We start from the raw sequence: 14,070 nt of genomic DNA on the forward strand, positions 1-14,070 counted from the left end.
GCACGACTGTTTTCAAGTCAGAGCATCGAGGGGCACGTATGTCCGGATTGATCGACACGACGGAGATGTATCTCCGCACCATCCTCGAACTGGAAGAGGAAGGTGTGGTGCCCATGCGCGCCCGCATCGCCGAGCGGCTCGACCAGAGCGGTCCGACGGTCAGCCAGACCGTGGCGCGTATGGAACGGGACGGCTTGGTGACGGTCGCGGGCGACCGCCACCTGGAGCTGACCGAGGAGGGCCGACGGCTCGCGACACGCGTCATGCGCAAGCACCGCCTCGCCGAGTGTCTGCTCGTCGACGTGATCGGCCTGGAGTGGGAGCAGGTCCACGCGGAGGCGTGTCGCTGGGAGCATGTGATGAGCGAGGCGGTGGAGCGGCGGGTGCTGGAGCTGCTGCGTCACCCGACGGAGTCGCCGTACGGGAACCCGATCCCGGGCCTCGAGGAGCTGGGCGAGAAGGCGGAGGCCGAGGCCTTCCTGGACGACGGCATGGTCTCGCTGGCGGATCTGGACCCGGGCACGGACGGCAAGACCGTGGTCGTACGGCGTATCGGCGAGCCGATCCAGACGGACGCCCAGCTGATGTACACGCTGCGGCGGGCGGGCGTGCAGCCCGGCTCGGTGGTGAGTGTGACGGAGTCCCCCGGCGGAGTCCTGGTGGGCAGCAGCGGGGAGGCCGCAGAGCTTGAGGCCGATGTGGCCTCGCATGTGTTTGTGGCCAAGCAGTAGTCAATTTCCACCCGCCAGTAACCGATTTCCGTCCGGAATGGCAGCGCCCGGGCGGTTCGCGTGCCACGCTGTGGCTGAGGCATATGACCCCACGGCCGGGGAGGGAACAGGGTGATGCGCCCGTCGTACGCCCGGCGCGCGCAAGAGCGCGTCCACCGCGTCCAGCACGTCAGCTGCGCAGCCATGTCTCCACAGGAGGGCCCCGGCGCCCATCGGCGCCGGGGCCTGTCCTCCCCTGTGCTGACCCGGAGCCCCGAGCTCCCAGGGTCAGTCCCCACGGGCCCTCATCCCCGAGTGGCCCGCCTCCCGCAGAAGATCTCCCCATGGAGGCGGGAGTCAATCCTTGAGCGCGGTCACTCGAACGAGGGGTGTTACGCGCCAGGACCGTATTTTCGAATAAAGGTTCGATAGTCTGGCAGGGCTGGATCGGGCAGGACGACCTGGGGGAGAGAAGGGGGTGCCAGGCCACATGGTGCGGCGCATCGACGTATTCGGAGCCGAGGGCGTACGCCTGGCTGCCTGGGAGTTCGCCGACCCGCCCAAAGGGCGCGGCGAGGCGGAGGCCCCCGGGGTATTACTGCTGCACGGGCTGATGGGCCGTGCGGCGCACTGGGCCTCCACGGCCCGCTGGCTGGCCGAGCGCCATCGCGCGGTCGCCCTCGATCAGCGCGGACACGGCCGCAGCGACAAGCCGGCGGAGGGTCCGTTCACCCGCGAGGCGTATGTCGCGGACGCCGAGTCCGCCATCGAACAGCTGAGCCTCGCCCCGGTGACCCTGATCGGCCACTCGATGGGCGCGCTCACCGCCTGGCAGGTCGCGGCCAAGCGCCCGGACCTGGTCCAGGCCCTGATCATCTGCGATATGCGCGCCTCGGCGCTGGGCGCGGCCTCGCAGCGCGAGTGGAGCGACTGGTTCCGCTCCTGGCCCGTCCCCTTCGCGACGCTGGCGGACGTCCGCAAGTGGTTCGGCGAGGACGACCCCTGGTTGGAGCGCCACAACCCGTCCCGCGGCGAGTTCTTCACCGAAGTCATGGCGGAGCGCGCGGACGGCTGGCGCCCGGTCTTCTCCCGCCGCCAGATGCTCATGTCCCGCGAGACCTGGGTCTACGACGCCCACTGGGAGGAACTGGCCCAGGTCCGGTGCCCGACCCTGGTGGTCCGCGGCCTCGACGGCGAACTGGGCCGCGCGGAGGCGCAGGAGATGGTGAGGGTTCTGCCGCGCGGGGAGTATGCGGAGGTGGCGGACGCGGGCCATCTGGTGCACTACGACCAGCCGGAGGGCTGGCGGACGGCCATCGAGCCGTTCCTGGACGGCGTGCTGACGCCCTGAGCGGCCTGGACTTGATCGAAGGTGGGACGCATGGCCGGCGGGCGGAGTTATGCGTACGTCGGGCCCGAAGAGATTCGGGAGGCCGTCCGGCCCGGGAGTGGGGGCCGGGTCGTGCGTACGCCCGGGGGCTTCGAGGACTGGGTCGCCGAACAGGCTGCCGAGGAGCTGGCGGAGCCGTTCACGTACGTCGTCGATGCCGGCGGGGATCTGCGTCTTGCGCCACGGCGGAGTGAGCATGTCGCCTGCGCCGGGGGCGGGTTGGTACTCGCTGCCGGGGAGATCGCCTTCAGCCGTGGCGGCAACGGCTGGGCGATCAGCGAGGTCAGCAACCAGTCGACCGGTTACTGCCCCGACCTCGACTCCTGGCCGGCTGTTGCCGAGGCGCTGGATCGGGTCGGGATCGGTCGGCCTGACGGGTTCACCTACGAGGTCGTCTTCCGGCGGTGCGTTGTCTGCGGGGAGGTCAACGTCGTGCGGGAGGGCGACTTCGTGTGCGTCTTCTGCGGGGGTGGGCTGCCGGCCTCGTGGAACATCGCGTGAGGGGACGGCAGGGTCAGAACGCGAAGACCGCGCCCTGGGCCAGGCTGCCCTCCATCTCGCACGCGTTGCCGTACGTGGCCGACCAGCTGACGTGCTTGCCCTGCCAGACGCCCTGAGCGGTGACCACGACCGGGTCCCACTGGCGCGTGCACGGCTTGTGCGAGGGCGTTGTGGTCAGCGCGGCGAAGTTGCCTTCCACGGACATCAGTTCCGTACACGCGGCAGCGGCCGAGGGGTGGGTGCCGTCGGGGCGCGGGGCGCAGGTCAGGGTGGCGGCGCGCACGACGGTGGCCGTCGTCGCCTCCGCGCCCTTGCCGATCGTCAGGACGAGCGCGGAGGGCGCGTACAGGCTCTTCGCCTGGGCGGGCTGCGCGGGTTGGGCCTGCGCGATGCCCGCGACGGCCGGGGTGGTCAGAACGAGGGCCGCGGCGGTGGCGGCAGCGGCGATTGTGTTGCGGATGTAACGCATCTGTGAACTCCTTCACTCGGGGGTTGATTGCGGTCAGGAGTCTTGCCCATGCGTACAGTGAGCGCACATCGATCGCCCTTTTCCGGCCGAATACGACCAAGTAGCGGCGACCGAATGGTCGTTCGGGCAGCTCGGGACGGGTGTGCGAGGGTGTCCAGCATGTGGGCAATTTCCGGTGGTGCAACGGAAAACTACCGTCTGAGCTGCGGTGATGTGCGGAGCGACGCCCTGGCTGTGAGGCCCGCATCGACTGGAAACCGTCGCTCCGAGGGGTGGCTGCCCCGGATCGGGGCACCCGCGGAGAGGGAACGCAGTTACCGGCGCTCATCCACGACCCCCGCCCTCACGGCCGCGATGAGAGCGCTGAGTTGTGTCGGTTCGGTGTGCGGATCCCGGTGGAGGGCGTCGCTCCGGCGAATGTGTATACGGGTCTACGGAAGACCGGCCCGACGAGACATCAGCCGAGCGGTTTGCGCATCTCCGCGCGGATCTTCACCGTCGCCTCCGCCATCGACTTGAGGTCGACCTCCTCCGGGGACTGCTTCGAGATCCGGACCGTGGTCAGGCCGACGGCCACATTCGTGTTGGCGTCGGCCCAGGCGCACATGGGGAGCGTGTTCGTGCCGCCACCCGTCTGCTCCGTCGTCAGTACCTGGCAGGTGATGGTCACTTCCGAGCCCGCCGGAGTGAAGTCCTTGGGCGGTACGACGATGGTGGAGCCGTCCGACTTCCCTGCGCCGCCAAGGATCTTGGTGCGGGCCTCGTCCGGGTTCTTGATGCGGCCGTGCATGCCCGAGACGATCAGGACACCGGACGCGGACGTGGAGAGGTACTGGCCCACCGCGGCCTTGGCATCGCGGATGTTGGCCTCGCTCGTTCCGGCCAGCTTCTCCTGGTGCTTGGCGGACTGGTCGTCGGACAGCTTGTACTCTCCGTCGAGCAGCGTCGCAGGGAGCGTCAGCTCGTACTCCGCCGCCGGGAAGGCGGTGCCGCTCGATCCGCCGCCCACGACGTTGTTCCCGAACCATGAGATGGCGAAGATGCCCGCGAGGGATGCCACCGTGATGAGCGCGATCATCGGGCCCTTGTTCTTCGGCGGGGGCGGCGGCGCGCCCCAACCCCCGCCGTACTGCTGCGGCTGCGCGTGCGGGTACCCGGCGGGCGGCTGAGGCGCGTACCCCTGCTGCGGATACGGCGGCTGCTGCTGCGGATACGGCTGCTGCGGATACTGCGGCTGCGAATAAGGGTTGGGAGGCGGCGTCGACATGCTCATGACGCTACGTCACGGGCGCGAGGCACCGCACAACCAGGGCCCCACCCTCACCCCTTGCTGACCGCCGCCAGGATCTCCGGCAGCCGGTTCGCCGTCTGCGGTGCCGCCACCCGTACCCCCGCCCAGCCGATCAGCAGGCCGTACGCCGCGCCCAGCGGCAACAGCAGCCACAGCGCCGACTGGCCGGCGTTCGCCGCGTGCAGCCAGATCGTCAGCGCGATCACCGGCGCGCACAGCACCGCCGCCGAGATCATGCCGCCGAAGATCGAGATCCAGGCCAGGCCACCCTGCCCGGGGGCAACGTTCTTGTACGCGCTGTCCTGCGGGATCGAGTACGGGAAGCGCGCCGACGCCACCGCCCCCGTCGCCAGCATCGCGCCCAGCAGGGCGAAGGACAGACCGAGCACCTCCGGCAGGGCCTTCCAGTTGCCGAGGAGCGATGCGGTGAGGACCGTGACCAGCGCCGTGTACGGGAGCGTGATCACCAGCAACGCCAGTGCCCGCGCCCGCAGTTCCACGTACGCGTCCTTCGTGGACGAGATCGTCAGCGCCACCATCCAGAACGCCGAGGTGTCCTGGCCGAACTGGTTGTACATCTGGATGCCCAGCATCCCCGCCGCGAAGCAGGCGAAGTAGATCGAGCCGGTGCCCTGCAACGCGTTGAACAGCGGCACGATCAGGCCGATCGCCAGCGCCGTCACCCACGCCGCCTTCGTCTTCGGGTCCCGCCACACATAGCGCAGGCTGCGCTGCATCACCGTGCCCGTGCGGCCCTCCGGCAGCAGGTGGTGGAAGCTGGCAGCGGACTCCTTGCGGGTCGGCTCCGAGGCCGCGGCCAGCGTCGAACCGTCCGGGGCCGTCATCAGCTTCGTCAGACTGTGCTGCCAGGAGTACAGCAGCAGGAACAGCGCCACCGCCGACAGCGCCAACTGGCCCGCGGCGACCGCGTACGCGCCCTTGCCCGCCGAGTCCGCCGCGCCGATCGCCGACGCCGGCGGAATCCAGCGCACCACGGACGCCACCGGGTCGAGCGCCGAGAGGCCCCCCGCGGCGCCGATCCGCTGCGCGCCGAAGTTGACGACCTGGATGCCGACCGCGATTACCAGGCCGCTGAGCACCGCCAGGTCGCGGCCCTTGCGCGAGGTCAGCAGACGGATGTTGGCCGCCGCGACCGCGCGCGCCAGCGCCACGCACACCAGCAGGGTGAGCGGCACGGCGATGACCGCGACCACAATCCCCGCCACGCCGTGCGTGACCGCGAACACCGAGCCCACCACGAGACACAGAGTGAACAGCGGGCCGATGCCCACCAGGGACGCGGCGAGCAGGGCCCGTACAAGAGAGTGGGGACGCAGCGGCAGCATCACCAGCCGCGTCGGGTCCAGCGTCTCGTCACCGCTGGGGAAGAACAGCGGCATGACCGCCCAGCCCAGCGCCAGTACGGCCGTCAGCAGCACCACCACCGACCCCGCGTGCTCGTTTCCGCGCAGCACGACCAGGCCGATGAGCTGGAGCGCCGCGAACAGCAGCGTGACGACGACGGACGAGATGTACGCGGCCCTGCGGCCGGACGACTGGCGCAGACCGTTGCGCAGCAGCGACAGCTTGAGCCGGATGAAGACCGGGGTCAGGGATGAGGTGCTCAACGCTTACCGCCGCCGAGCCAGTCCAGCGACGCTCCGGTGTCCCGGCCGTTCGCCCCCACCAACTCCAGGAACGCGTTCTGCAGCGACGGCGCATCGCCCCGTACCTCGGCGAGCGGTCCCTGCGCGCGGATCCGGCCGGCCGCCATCACCGCCACCCAGTCGCACAGCGACTCCACCAGCTCCATCACATGGCTGGAGAAGACGACCGTCGCGCCCGAGGCCGTGTACCGCTCGAGCACCCCGCGGATCGTCTGTGCAGAGACCGGGTCGACCCCCTCGAACGGCTCGTCCAGGAAGAGCACTTCGGGGTTGTGCAGCAGGGCGGCCGCAAGCCCGATCTTCTTCCGCATGCCCGTCGAGTAGTCGACGACCAGCTTGTGCTGCGCGCCCGCCAGGTCGAGTACGTCCAGGAGCTGTGCGGCACGCTTGTCGACCTCTTCTCCCGGCAGACCCCTCAGCCGCCCGTTGTACGCGAGCAGTTCGCGCCCAGAGAGGCGCTCGAAGAGGCGCAGCCCCTCCGGCAGTACACCGATACGGGACTTCACCTCGACCGGGTCGCGCCACACATCGTGGCCGACCACCTCCACCCGCCCCTGGTCCGGACGGAGCAGGCCCGTCACCATCGACAGGGTCGTCGTCTTTCCCGCTCCGTTCGGGCCGACCAGGCCGATGAACTTGCCCGCGGGGAGTGTGAGGTCGATGCCGGCGACCGCGATCTGCTCGCCGAACCTCTTCCACAGTCCCTCAACACGAACGGCGGGCGGCGCTGTGTGCGCTCCGCCCGCCTCTGCGGCTCCAACTGCCTGGTCCGGCATGGTGCCCTGCCCTTCGGTGTCCCCGTATTCCCATCTGTACGGGACCACCTTATGTACGGCACGTGCTATGCGCGCCGTGCCCGTTCGGCGGCCGCCTCCCGCCCGCATGCGTACGCCAGCGGGCTGATCAACTCGTCCGCGTCCGGCAGCCACCGGTTCGCGTGCGTGGGGCGGCGGACCCACTGCACCGCGCCATGGCCGCCGATGCGGGTCGGCGGGGCCGCGACGTAGTGGCCCTCGCCCCGTGCGACGAGATCGATCGAGCTCGGTGTCCAGCCCATGGTGCGGATCAGATCGGGGACCTTGACCGCGGCGCCGGGCAGTACGAAGAACAGCATCCGGCGGTCGGGGGTGCAGGTCACCGGGCCCAGCGGCAGGTCGAGACGCTCCAGGCGCGCCAGGGCCAGAAAGCCCGCCGACTCCGGAACGTCGAGAGCGTCGAAGGTGCGTCCCGTCGGCAGCAGGATCGACGCCTTCGGCTGCTGCGACCACAGCCGGTGTGCCGCCGCCCCGCTGCCCGTCGCCTGGTTCGCCCAGTCCGGCCTGGTCGGGTGGGCGCCGGGCGAGGCGCAGTCGGCGTTGCCGCACGAGCACCGTTCCCTGCTGTCCGCGGCCTCCAGCCAGGTGCCGGGGAACACGTCCCAGTGCCGCTCCTCCGCATACCGCACGGCGTTGTCCAGCAGGAGCTCACCGCGCTGCTGGGGGATGTGTGCGGTTTCGGTGACTCCGACGGTCTCTTCGACTCCGATGGTCTCATTCACGACACACTCAACTCCCGCCGTCACCTCGGGTTACGGGCGAGAGGCGGCGAGGACACGGGGCATCGATCCTGCACGCGGGGCGCACGGGTGCACGAACGGGGGCGCGCATGAAGCGGGGTGGCTGCGGGCGGGTAGCCACACGCAGGGGGCGTCAGCGTGGGGACGCGTCGCCCGGGCGTCGTGGTGGATGTCGCCCGGGAAAAACAGTCCAACTCGTTCGAAGTCTGCATTCTCCGTATATCAGCCGGGCAGTGATCACTTCATGGATCACCACGGCCTCAGGGGGTAGTCATGGCAGCCAGGCCTCTCGCAGCCCGACAGCCGAACGAACGGTTGCAGGCGCTCATTCAGGAAGCAGGGTGTTCCAACGCCGGCCTCGCCCGTCGAGTCAACATGGTGGGTGCCGAGCGGGGATTGGATCTTCGCTACGACAAGACGTCGGTGGCGCGCTGGCTGCGCGGGCAGCAGCCGCGCGGCCGGGCGCCGGGAATCATCGCCGAGGCGCTGGGCCGCAAGCTCGGGCGTACGGTCACGATCGACGAGATCGGCATGGCGAACGGCAAGAACCTCGCCTCTGGCGTGGGCCTGCAGTTCTCACCGACCGTGCTCGGCGCGATCGAGCAGGTCTGCGAGCTGTGGCGCAGCGACGTCGGGCGGCGCGACTTCCTGTCCGGGTCCGCGGTCGCCGCGTCCGCGCTCGTCGAGCCCAGCCGGGACTGGCTGATCACCGGCGCGGACACGCAGGTGGCGCGTACGGCGGGGGCGCGGGTCGGGGTCTCGGACGTCGAGGCGGTACGGGCGATGACGGCGGCGCTCACCGAGCTGGACCACCGCTTCGGCAGCGGCCATGTCCGGCCGGTCGTCGTCCACTATCTGAACAGCGTCGTCTCCGGGCTGCTCTCGGGGTCGTACCGCGAAAGCGTCGGCCGTGAACTGTTCGCGGCGGTCGCGCGGTTGACGGAGCTCGCCGGGTACATGGCGGTCGACACCGGCCAGCCGGGGCTCGCCCAGCGCTACTACATCCAGGCGCTGCGGCTCGCCCAGGCGGCGGGCGACCGGGGGTACGGCGGCTATGTGCTGGCCGCGTCCATGAGCCATCTGGCCGCCCAGCTGGGGAACCCGCGGGAGATCTCGCAGCTGGCGCGGGCCGCGCAGGAAGGGGCGAAGGGGCGGGTCACTCCGCGGGCCGAGGCGATGTTCTTCGCCGCGGAGGCACGCGGGCACGCGCTGCTCGGGGACGCCCGCACCTGCCACGCGGTGGCGGGCAAGGCGCTCACCTCACTGGAGCGGGCGGAGCCTGCGGCGGGCGACGACCCGGCCTGGATCTCCCACTTCGACCATGCCTATCTCGCGGACGAGCTGGCGCACTGCTACCGCGACCTGGGCCAGGCGGAGGCGGCCGCGCACCATGCCTCCCACGCGCTGGAGGGCCACCCGGAGTCGCGGGCCAGGCGGCGGGCGATCGGGCTCGTGCTGCTGGCGACGGCGCAGGTGCAGCAGCGCGAGGTGGAGCAGGCGTGTCATACGGGCACGCGCGCGGTGGAGCTGCTGGGGCGGCTGCGCTCCAGCCGGGGCGTGGAGTATCTGGATGACCTGCAGCAGCGGCTGGATCCGTACGCGGACGAGCCGGCGGTGCGGGAGTTCGGTGCGCGCCTGGAGCTCCAGGCGGCGTGAGGGGGCGCGGAAGGGGCGGGAAAGGGGCGTGGAAGGGAGTGTGAAGGTTTGTGGTGATCCCTTGGTGCGCCCCTTAACAGCGTATTGAGCAGCAGTCTTGTTACTGCTGTCACGCGTGTGTGCGGAGCGGCTGAGGCAGCCGGTAGCGTGGGCCGACGATTCCATAGGTCCACACGTAGGAGTCCCGGTGACGCAAAGCGGACAGGGTGACGAGCAGCGGCGGCCTGCTGCGCCGCCCGCGCACGAAGGCGTCGTGCTGCCCGCCGACGGAAGTGAGCCCTGGATACCGGGCGTCTCCGACGCCCAGGTGGCTCCGGCGGGCGGCCAGCCGTGGGGCCAGCCGTGGGGTCCACCGACCGGGACTGCTCCGGGCGGCCCGGGTGAACCGGGTGCGCAGCCGGGCTGGCCCGAGCCGGACCAGCCGTCGTACGGAGCCCAGCCGCAGCAGGGGCACGTGATGCCCCCGCAGGGCGCGCCGGGCCATGCGCTGCCCCCGCAGGGCGCGTCTGCGCCGCAGGGGCTGCCTCAGGGTTCGTATCCGCAGGGACTGCCCGACCAGGGCCCTTCGTACTCGCAGGGGCCGCCTCGGGACGGGATCACGCAGGGGCTGCCGCCGGGTGCGCTCCCGCCGGCGCTGCCGGGCCACGGGCTGCCTCCGCAGGACTTCGGCCCGCAGGGCGCGCACAGGCAGGGCCTTCCGCCGCAGGCCCTTCCGCCGCAGGCTCTGCCCGAGCACGGGCAGACTGCCCAGGGCGCGTACCCGCAGGCGCTGCCGCAGGACGCGTACGGACAGGGCCTTCCCGCACAGGGTCAGCCGCAGGGTCGGCCGGGGCAGGCGCTGCCGCCGATGCAGGCCGCGGGCCCGGGGGACTCCGACGCCACCCAGTTCATCCCTCCCGTCGCACCCGGCGCCCTGCCTCCCGAGGCTCCCGCCGAGTCGACTCAGTTCCTCGGGACCGGCCCCGGCGCCGCTCCCGGCGCGGCGGCCGATGCCGATGCGACGCAGTACATCGCGCCCGTGCCGGCCGCGCCCACCGCCGCGCCGTTCGGGATCAGGCCCGGGGCTCCGGGGGACCGGCAGCCGCCCGCGGAGTTCGACAGTCTCTTCCGCACGGACGGGCCCACTGCCCAGACTCCGGACCCCACGCAGCAGTTGCCCCGCATCGAGACGCCCCGGCGGACCCGGCCGCAGTACCAGCAGCCGCAGTATCAGCAGGCCCAGCACCAGCAGGCCCAGTACCAGCAGCCGCACGAGCCCGAGCCCCGGCAGCGCAAGTCCTCCCGCGTGCCTGTCATCGCGGCCGTCGTCGTCGGCTGTGCCGTACTCGGGCTCGGCGTCAGCATGGTGATGTTCGGCGGGGACGACAAGCAGGACGACCCCGGCGCCGGCAAGAACGTGGCCGCGACCTCCGCCGCCCCCAAGAACAGCACCGAGGCCGCTGCCGACCCCGCCAAGGCCCAGGCCGAGGCGCTCGACAAGCTCCTCGCGGACAGCAACAACAGCCGCGGCGCGGTCATCCGGTCCGTCGAGAGCATCAAGCAGTGCGAGAACCTGGACCAGGCGTCCGCGGATCTGACCGGAGCCGCGAACCAGCGCCGCGGCCTGGTGACCCGCCTGGAGGGGCTGACCGTAGACAAGCTGACCGGCCACGCCGAGCTGACCTCGGCGCTCACCAAGGCCTGGCAGGCCTCCGCGTCCGCCGACGACCACTACGCGGCCTGGGCCCAGCAGGTCAAGGACAAGAAGGGCTGCAAGGGCGGCAAGGCCCGCAACACCGGGCAGACCGCCCAGGCCAACCGGGCCAGCGGTGAGGCGACCAAGGCCAAGCGGGAGGCCTCCGCGCTGTGGAACGCGATCGCCCGCAAGTACGAGCTCACCGAGCGCCGCGCCGACCAGCTGTAGCCCCCGGCGCAGCCCCTGCGCAGGGGCTACAGGGACACGGAGTTCGCCAGCGTCTTTGCCACGTCCACAAAGCCGGGCTTCTGCGCCACCAGCCGCCCGTCGCGCACCACTTGGTACGTCACGCTGCTGTTGACTATGCGCGGGAAGCCGGGCGTGCCGAGCATGTCCTCGTACTCCCAGCGCAGCGAGGGCGTCAGGCCGCCGGTCGACACCTCCACCCCGCCGTCCAGGGCGCGCGCGATCGTCCCGGGCGAGATGTCGGCCGTGCCGAGGGAGTGGATGACCGCCCTCAGCACGGTGTACGCGATCCAGGTAGTCTGCACGCCCGCGTCCGCCGGGTCGATCCGGTTGTCGCCGAACGCGTAGGTGCGGATCACCTTCTCCATCTCGCTCCAGCGCGCATCGCCCGCGTCCGGGTACCAGCCGGTGACGTAGGCGCCCTCGAAGGGCCCGTTGCGCCCGCCGGTACGGTCGATGAGCGGCTGGCCGACGCTGCCCATGACGGACGAGACGCGGATCTTCCGGCCGTCCTCGGGCAGCCGCCGGAAGGAGTCGAAGAAGGTCTCCGTGCGCTCGCCGAGCGCAGCCGTGACGCACCCCGGACGGTCGTCGGAACCGGAACCGGAACCGGAACCGGACGCCGACCCGGACTTCGAACCCGCCTTCTTACGGGCCTGCCTGGCCTGCGCGGTGTAGTCCGTCGCGTCCTCCTCCGCGAGGATGTCCGCCGACGTGTGCCGATTGCCTTCCGAGAGGCCGGAGTTGAGGAGCTCGGGCAGATCGTCGCCCGCGAGTGTGTTGGGGCGTACCAGCGAGACCCGTCCGCAGACGTTCGCCAGCTGCCGTCCGTTGCCGGCGAGGAGGGCCGCCTGTCCGCCGTTGACCGGGTAGGAGAGGTAGCTCGTGAACTCCTCCTCGGAGATGCCGTATCCGCCGATGAAGGGGATGCCCGCGGCCTCCAGCGGAGCCATGAACGCGTCGCCGTGCTGGCTGTACGAGCCGACGACCGCGGCCACGTCTTCCTTCACCGCACGTCTGGCACAGGCTGCGGCGCCCGCCGAGGTGTTCTCCTCGTTGCAGGTGATCACCTTCAACTCGTGCCCGTCCAGGCCGCCCTGCGCCTTGGCCCAGCGCTCGTACGCCTTCGCCATCGCGGGCATGCCGGGCAGGTTCGTCGCCCGGGTCTCCTGGGGGGCGAAGGTCATCACCTTGACGGTTTCCCTGGAGTCCCCCGGGGCTCCAGGGAGTACGCCACAGCCGGTGACCAGCGACGCTCCGGCCGCCGCAGCTGCCGTCATGGTCATACATACGGCGCGAACCCGTGCGGTCCTGGAAGGGCGGGGGGAGGAGGAACGTCGCCAGCCGGTCATGCTCAGCCACGCTTCCTCGTCCCGGGTAACGGTGCAGTGAGCATTGCTCAACGAAGAGTGACAGGAAGGTGAATTCCAGGGGGCGGTTCGGTCGCCCGATTGGGGAACGTACGATCGCAGTCGTGCAGCAAGGTTCGGTCCCCTCTTCCCGTCGCGGCCGTCGCTCCTCCACCATGGGCGGCATGCCGCTCAATGACATGCCCTGGTGGCGCTGGCGCAGCAATGTGCGCTCGGCGCTGCACATGCTTTCCGATCCCGTCTTCCATCAGGAGTGCTGGCTGGCCGGACGCGAGGAGTACGGCGACGTCACCGACGCCGTCTATCGCCTGGTCGAGGACACCTGGCTGGACAACTGGTCCGCCGAGAAGTACGTCGGCACGATCTTCCGCGACTCCGGTGAGGCCGCCCTCGTCGATGTCGCCGTGCTCCGCGTGCTGCGGATCATGCACCAAGTCGGTGCGGATGCTCCCGTATCGACCTATATCGAACATCACGGCTGGCCGGAGGCCGTACGGGCCGCCCGCGACGCGCATGTGCGGCTGTCGGTCAACGACGGCGAGGACCCGGACACCGCGCCCCGCTCGCTCGATGTGCTCCGTATCATGACGCGGTCCGCCTGACGGACGTGGGCCTGCCGGGCCCGGCGGATATGGCAGGCTACGGGGATGACCGACCAGTACGTCCTGACGCTCTCCTGCCCGGACAAAAAGGGCATTGTGCACGCCGTGTCGAGCTATCTCTTCATGACCGGCTGCAATATCGAGGACAGCCAGCAGTTCGGCGACCATGACACGGGTCTGTTCTTCATGCGGGTCCACTTCTCGGCCGAGCAGCCGGTGACCGTGGAGAAGCTGCGGGCCAGCTTCGCCGCCGTCGGGGACGCCTTCCATATGGACTGGCAGATGCATCGCGCCGAACAGCAGATGCGGATCGTCCTGATGGTCAGCAAGTTCGGCCACTGCCTCAACGATCTGCTCTTCCGCTCCAGGACGGGCACGCTGCCGGTCGAGATCGCCGCCGTCGTCTCCAACCACACGGACTTCGCGGAGCTCGTCGCCTCGTACGAGGTTCCGTTCCATCACATTCCGGTCACCAAGGACACCAAGGCCGAGGCCGAGGCGCAGCTGCTCGAGCTGGTGCGCGCCGAGAACGTCGAGCTCGTGGTGCTCGCGCGCTATATGCAGGTGCTCTCCGACGATCTGTGCAAGCAGCTGAGCGGCCGGATCATCAACATCCACCACTCCTTCCTGCCGAGCTTCAAGGGCGCGAAGCCGTACCACCAGGCACACGCGCGCGGCGTGAAGCTGATCGGCGCGACCGCGCACTATGTGACGGCCGACCTCGACGAGGGCCCGATCATCGAGCAGGAGGTCGAGCGGGTCGGCCACGAGGCCACCCCGGAGCAGCTGGTGGCGCTCGGCCGCGACGTGGAGTGCCAGGCGCTGGCGCGCGCGGTGAGGTGGCATGCGGAGCACCGGATTCTGCTGAACGGCCGCCGTACGGTCGTCTTCGGCTAGGCCTACGGCGGTGCTCCGAAGGCGCCACGGCGTTCCGCGGC

Annotated in this window: 13 protein-coding genes; 7 read left to right on the top strand and 6 right to left on the bottom strand. The window is 70.5% G+C overall.

The window, feature by feature from the left end; all coding sequences use genetic code 11:
* The first annotated feature begins 38 nt into the window (after positions 1-38).
* The 3 genes from ACQEVG_RS01980 (at position 39) to ACQEVG_RS01990 (ending at position 2,601) form a co-directional block, all read left to right on the top strand.
* A complete protein-coding gene (locus ACQEVG_RS01980) occupies positions 39-731 on the top strand; it encodes a metal-dependent transcriptional regulator (protein WP_432975998.1) in 693 nt (230 codons plus the stop codon).
* 469 nt (positions 732-1,200) lie between these two features.
* Positions 1,201-2,061, top strand: coding sequence for an alpha/beta fold hydrolase (locus ACQEVG_RS01985; protein ID WP_432984956.1), 861 nt, complete (start codon positions 1,201-1,203; stop codon positions 2,059-2,061).
* A 30-nt stretch (positions 2,062-2,091) separates the two neighbouring features.
* Complete coding sequence (locus ACQEVG_RS01990; protein WP_432976001.1) at positions 2,092-2,601, top strand: hypothetical protein; 510 nt, start codon at positions 2,092-2,094, stop codon at positions 2,599-2,601.
* 13 nt (positions 2,602-2,614) lie between these two features.
* Here ACQEVG_RS01990 and ACQEVG_RS01995 read toward each other — a convergent pair whose 3' ends face one another.
* From ACQEVG_RS01995 to ACQEVG_RS02015, 5 genes are all read right to left on the bottom strand, one after another.
* On the bottom strand, positions 2,615-3,070 hold the full coding sequence (locus ACQEVG_RS01995) for a subtilase-type protease inhibitor (protein ID WP_432976004.1): 456 nt from the start codon (positions 3,068-3,070) through the stop codon (positions 2,615-2,617).
* A gap of 457 nt (positions 3,071-3,527) precedes the next feature.
* The gene (locus ACQEVG_RS02000) at positions 3,528-4,337 is read right to left on the bottom strand and encodes a hypothetical protein (RefSeq protein ID WP_432976007.1); all 810 of its coding nucleotides are present in this window, start codon (positions 4,335-4,337) and stop codon (positions 3,528-3,530) included.
* 53 nt (positions 4,338-4,390) lie between these two features.
* On the bottom strand, positions 4,391-5,989 hold the full coding sequence (locus tag ACQEVG_RS02005; RefSeq protein ID WP_432976010.1) for a transporter: 1,599 nt from the start codon (positions 5,987-5,989) through the stop codon (positions 4,391-4,393).
* Positions 5,986-6,804 carry an ABC transporter ATP-binding protein gene (locus tag ACQEVG_RS02010; protein WP_432976013.1) on the bottom strand — a complete coding sequence of 273 codons (819 nt, stop codon included), beginning with the start codon at positions 6,802-6,804 and terminating at the stop codon, positions 5,986-5,988. The genes ACQEVG_RS02005 and ACQEVG_RS02010 overlap by 4 nt, the downstream gene beginning before the upstream one ends.
* Before the next feature lie 65 nt (positions 6,805-6,869).
* Positions 6,870-7,565 carry a bifunctional DNA primase/polymerase gene (locus ACQEVG_RS02015; protein ID WP_432976016.1) on the bottom strand — a complete coding sequence of 232 codons (696 nt, stop codon included), beginning with the start codon at positions 7,563-7,565 and terminating at the stop codon, positions 6,870-6,872.
* A 291-nt stretch (positions 7,566-7,856) separates the two neighbouring features.
* Here ACQEVG_RS02015 and ACQEVG_RS02020 point away from each other — a divergent pair, with 291 nt between their 5' ends.
* Positions 7,857-9,239, top strand: a complete 1,383-nt coding sequence (locus tag ACQEVG_RS02020) for a transcriptional regulator (protein ID WP_432976019.1) — start codon at positions 7,857-7,859, stop codon at positions 9,237-9,239.
* Positions 9,240-9,426: 187 nt separating this feature from the next.
* Positions 9,427-11,142, top strand: coding sequence for a hypothetical protein (locus ACQEVG_RS02025; RefSeq protein ID WP_432976022.1), 1,716 nt, complete (start codon positions 9,427-9,429; stop codon positions 11,140-11,142).
* 26 nt (positions 11,143-11,168) lie between these two features.
* Here ACQEVG_RS02025 and ACQEVG_RS02030 read toward each other — a convergent pair whose 3' ends face one another.
* Positions 11,169-12,512: an ABC transporter substrate-binding protein gene (locus ACQEVG_RS02030; protein WP_432976025.1), complete on the bottom strand. Its 1,344-nt coding sequence runs from the start codon at positions 12,510-12,512 to the stop codon at positions 11,169-11,171.
* A 173-nt stretch (positions 12,513-12,685) separates the two neighbouring features.
* On the opposite strand from ACQEVG_RS02030, the gene ACQEVG_RS02035 reads away from it, so the two are divergent.
* Positions 12,686-13,132, top strand: a complete 447-nt coding sequence (locus ACQEVG_RS02035) for an SCO4402 family protein (protein ID WP_432984959.1) — start codon at positions 12,686-12,688, stop codon at positions 13,130-13,132.
* A gap of 45 nt (positions 13,133-13,177) precedes the next feature.
* The gene (gene purU, locus ACQEVG_RS02040) at positions 13,178-14,029 is read left to right on the top strand and encodes a formyltetrahydrofolate deformylase (RefSeq protein WP_432976028.1); all 852 of its coding nucleotides are present in this window, start codon (positions 13,178-13,180) and stop codon (positions 14,027-14,029) included.
* Positions 14,030-14,070: the final 41 nt, after the last annotated feature.

Source organism: Streptomyces sp. CA-135486 (assembly GCF_050936555.1).
Taxonomy (GTDB): Bacteria; Actinomycetota; Actinomycetes; order Streptomycetales; family Streptomycetaceae; genus Streptomyces.

Coding starts and splice junctions, on each gene's coding strand:
- purU (WP_432976028.1), top strand. CDS start 13,178: ATGACCGACCAGTACGTCCTGACGCTCTCCTGCCCGGACAAAAAGGGC.
- ACQEVG_RS02030 (WP_432976025.1), bottom strand. CDS start 12,512: ATGACCGGCTGGCGACGTTCCTCCTCCCCCCGCCCTTCCAGGACCGCA.
- ACQEVG_RS01995 (WP_432976004.1), bottom strand. CDS start 3,070: ATGCGTTACATCCGCAACACAATCGCCGCTGCCGCCACCGCCGCGGCC.
- ACQEVG_RS01985 (WP_432984956.1), top strand. CDS start 1,201: ATGGTGCGGCGCATCGACGTATTCGGAGCCGAGGGCGTACGCCTGGCT.
- ACQEVG_RS01980 (WP_432975998.1), top strand. CDS start 39: ATGTCCGGATTGATCGACACGACGGAGATGTATCTCCGCACCATCCTC.
- ACQEVG_RS02020 (WP_432976019.1), top strand. CDS start 7,857: ATGGCAGCCAGGCCTCTCGCAGCCCGACAGCCGAACGAACGGTTGCAG.
- ACQEVG_RS02000 (WP_432976007.1), bottom strand. CDS start 4,337: ATGTCGACGCCGCCTCCCAACCCTTATTCGCAGCCGCAGTATCCGCAG.
- ACQEVG_RS02010 (WP_432976013.1), bottom strand. CDS start 6,804: ATGCCGGACCAGGCAGTTGGAGCCGCAGAGGCGGGCGGAGCGCACACA.
- ACQEVG_RS02035 (WP_432984959.1), top strand. CDS start 12,686: ATGGGCGGCATGCCGCTCAATGACATGCCCTGGTGGCGCTGGCGCAGC.
- ACQEVG_RS01990 (WP_432976001.1), top strand. CDS start 2,092: ATGGCCGGCGGGCGGAGTTATGCGTACGTCGGGCCCGAAGAGATTCGG.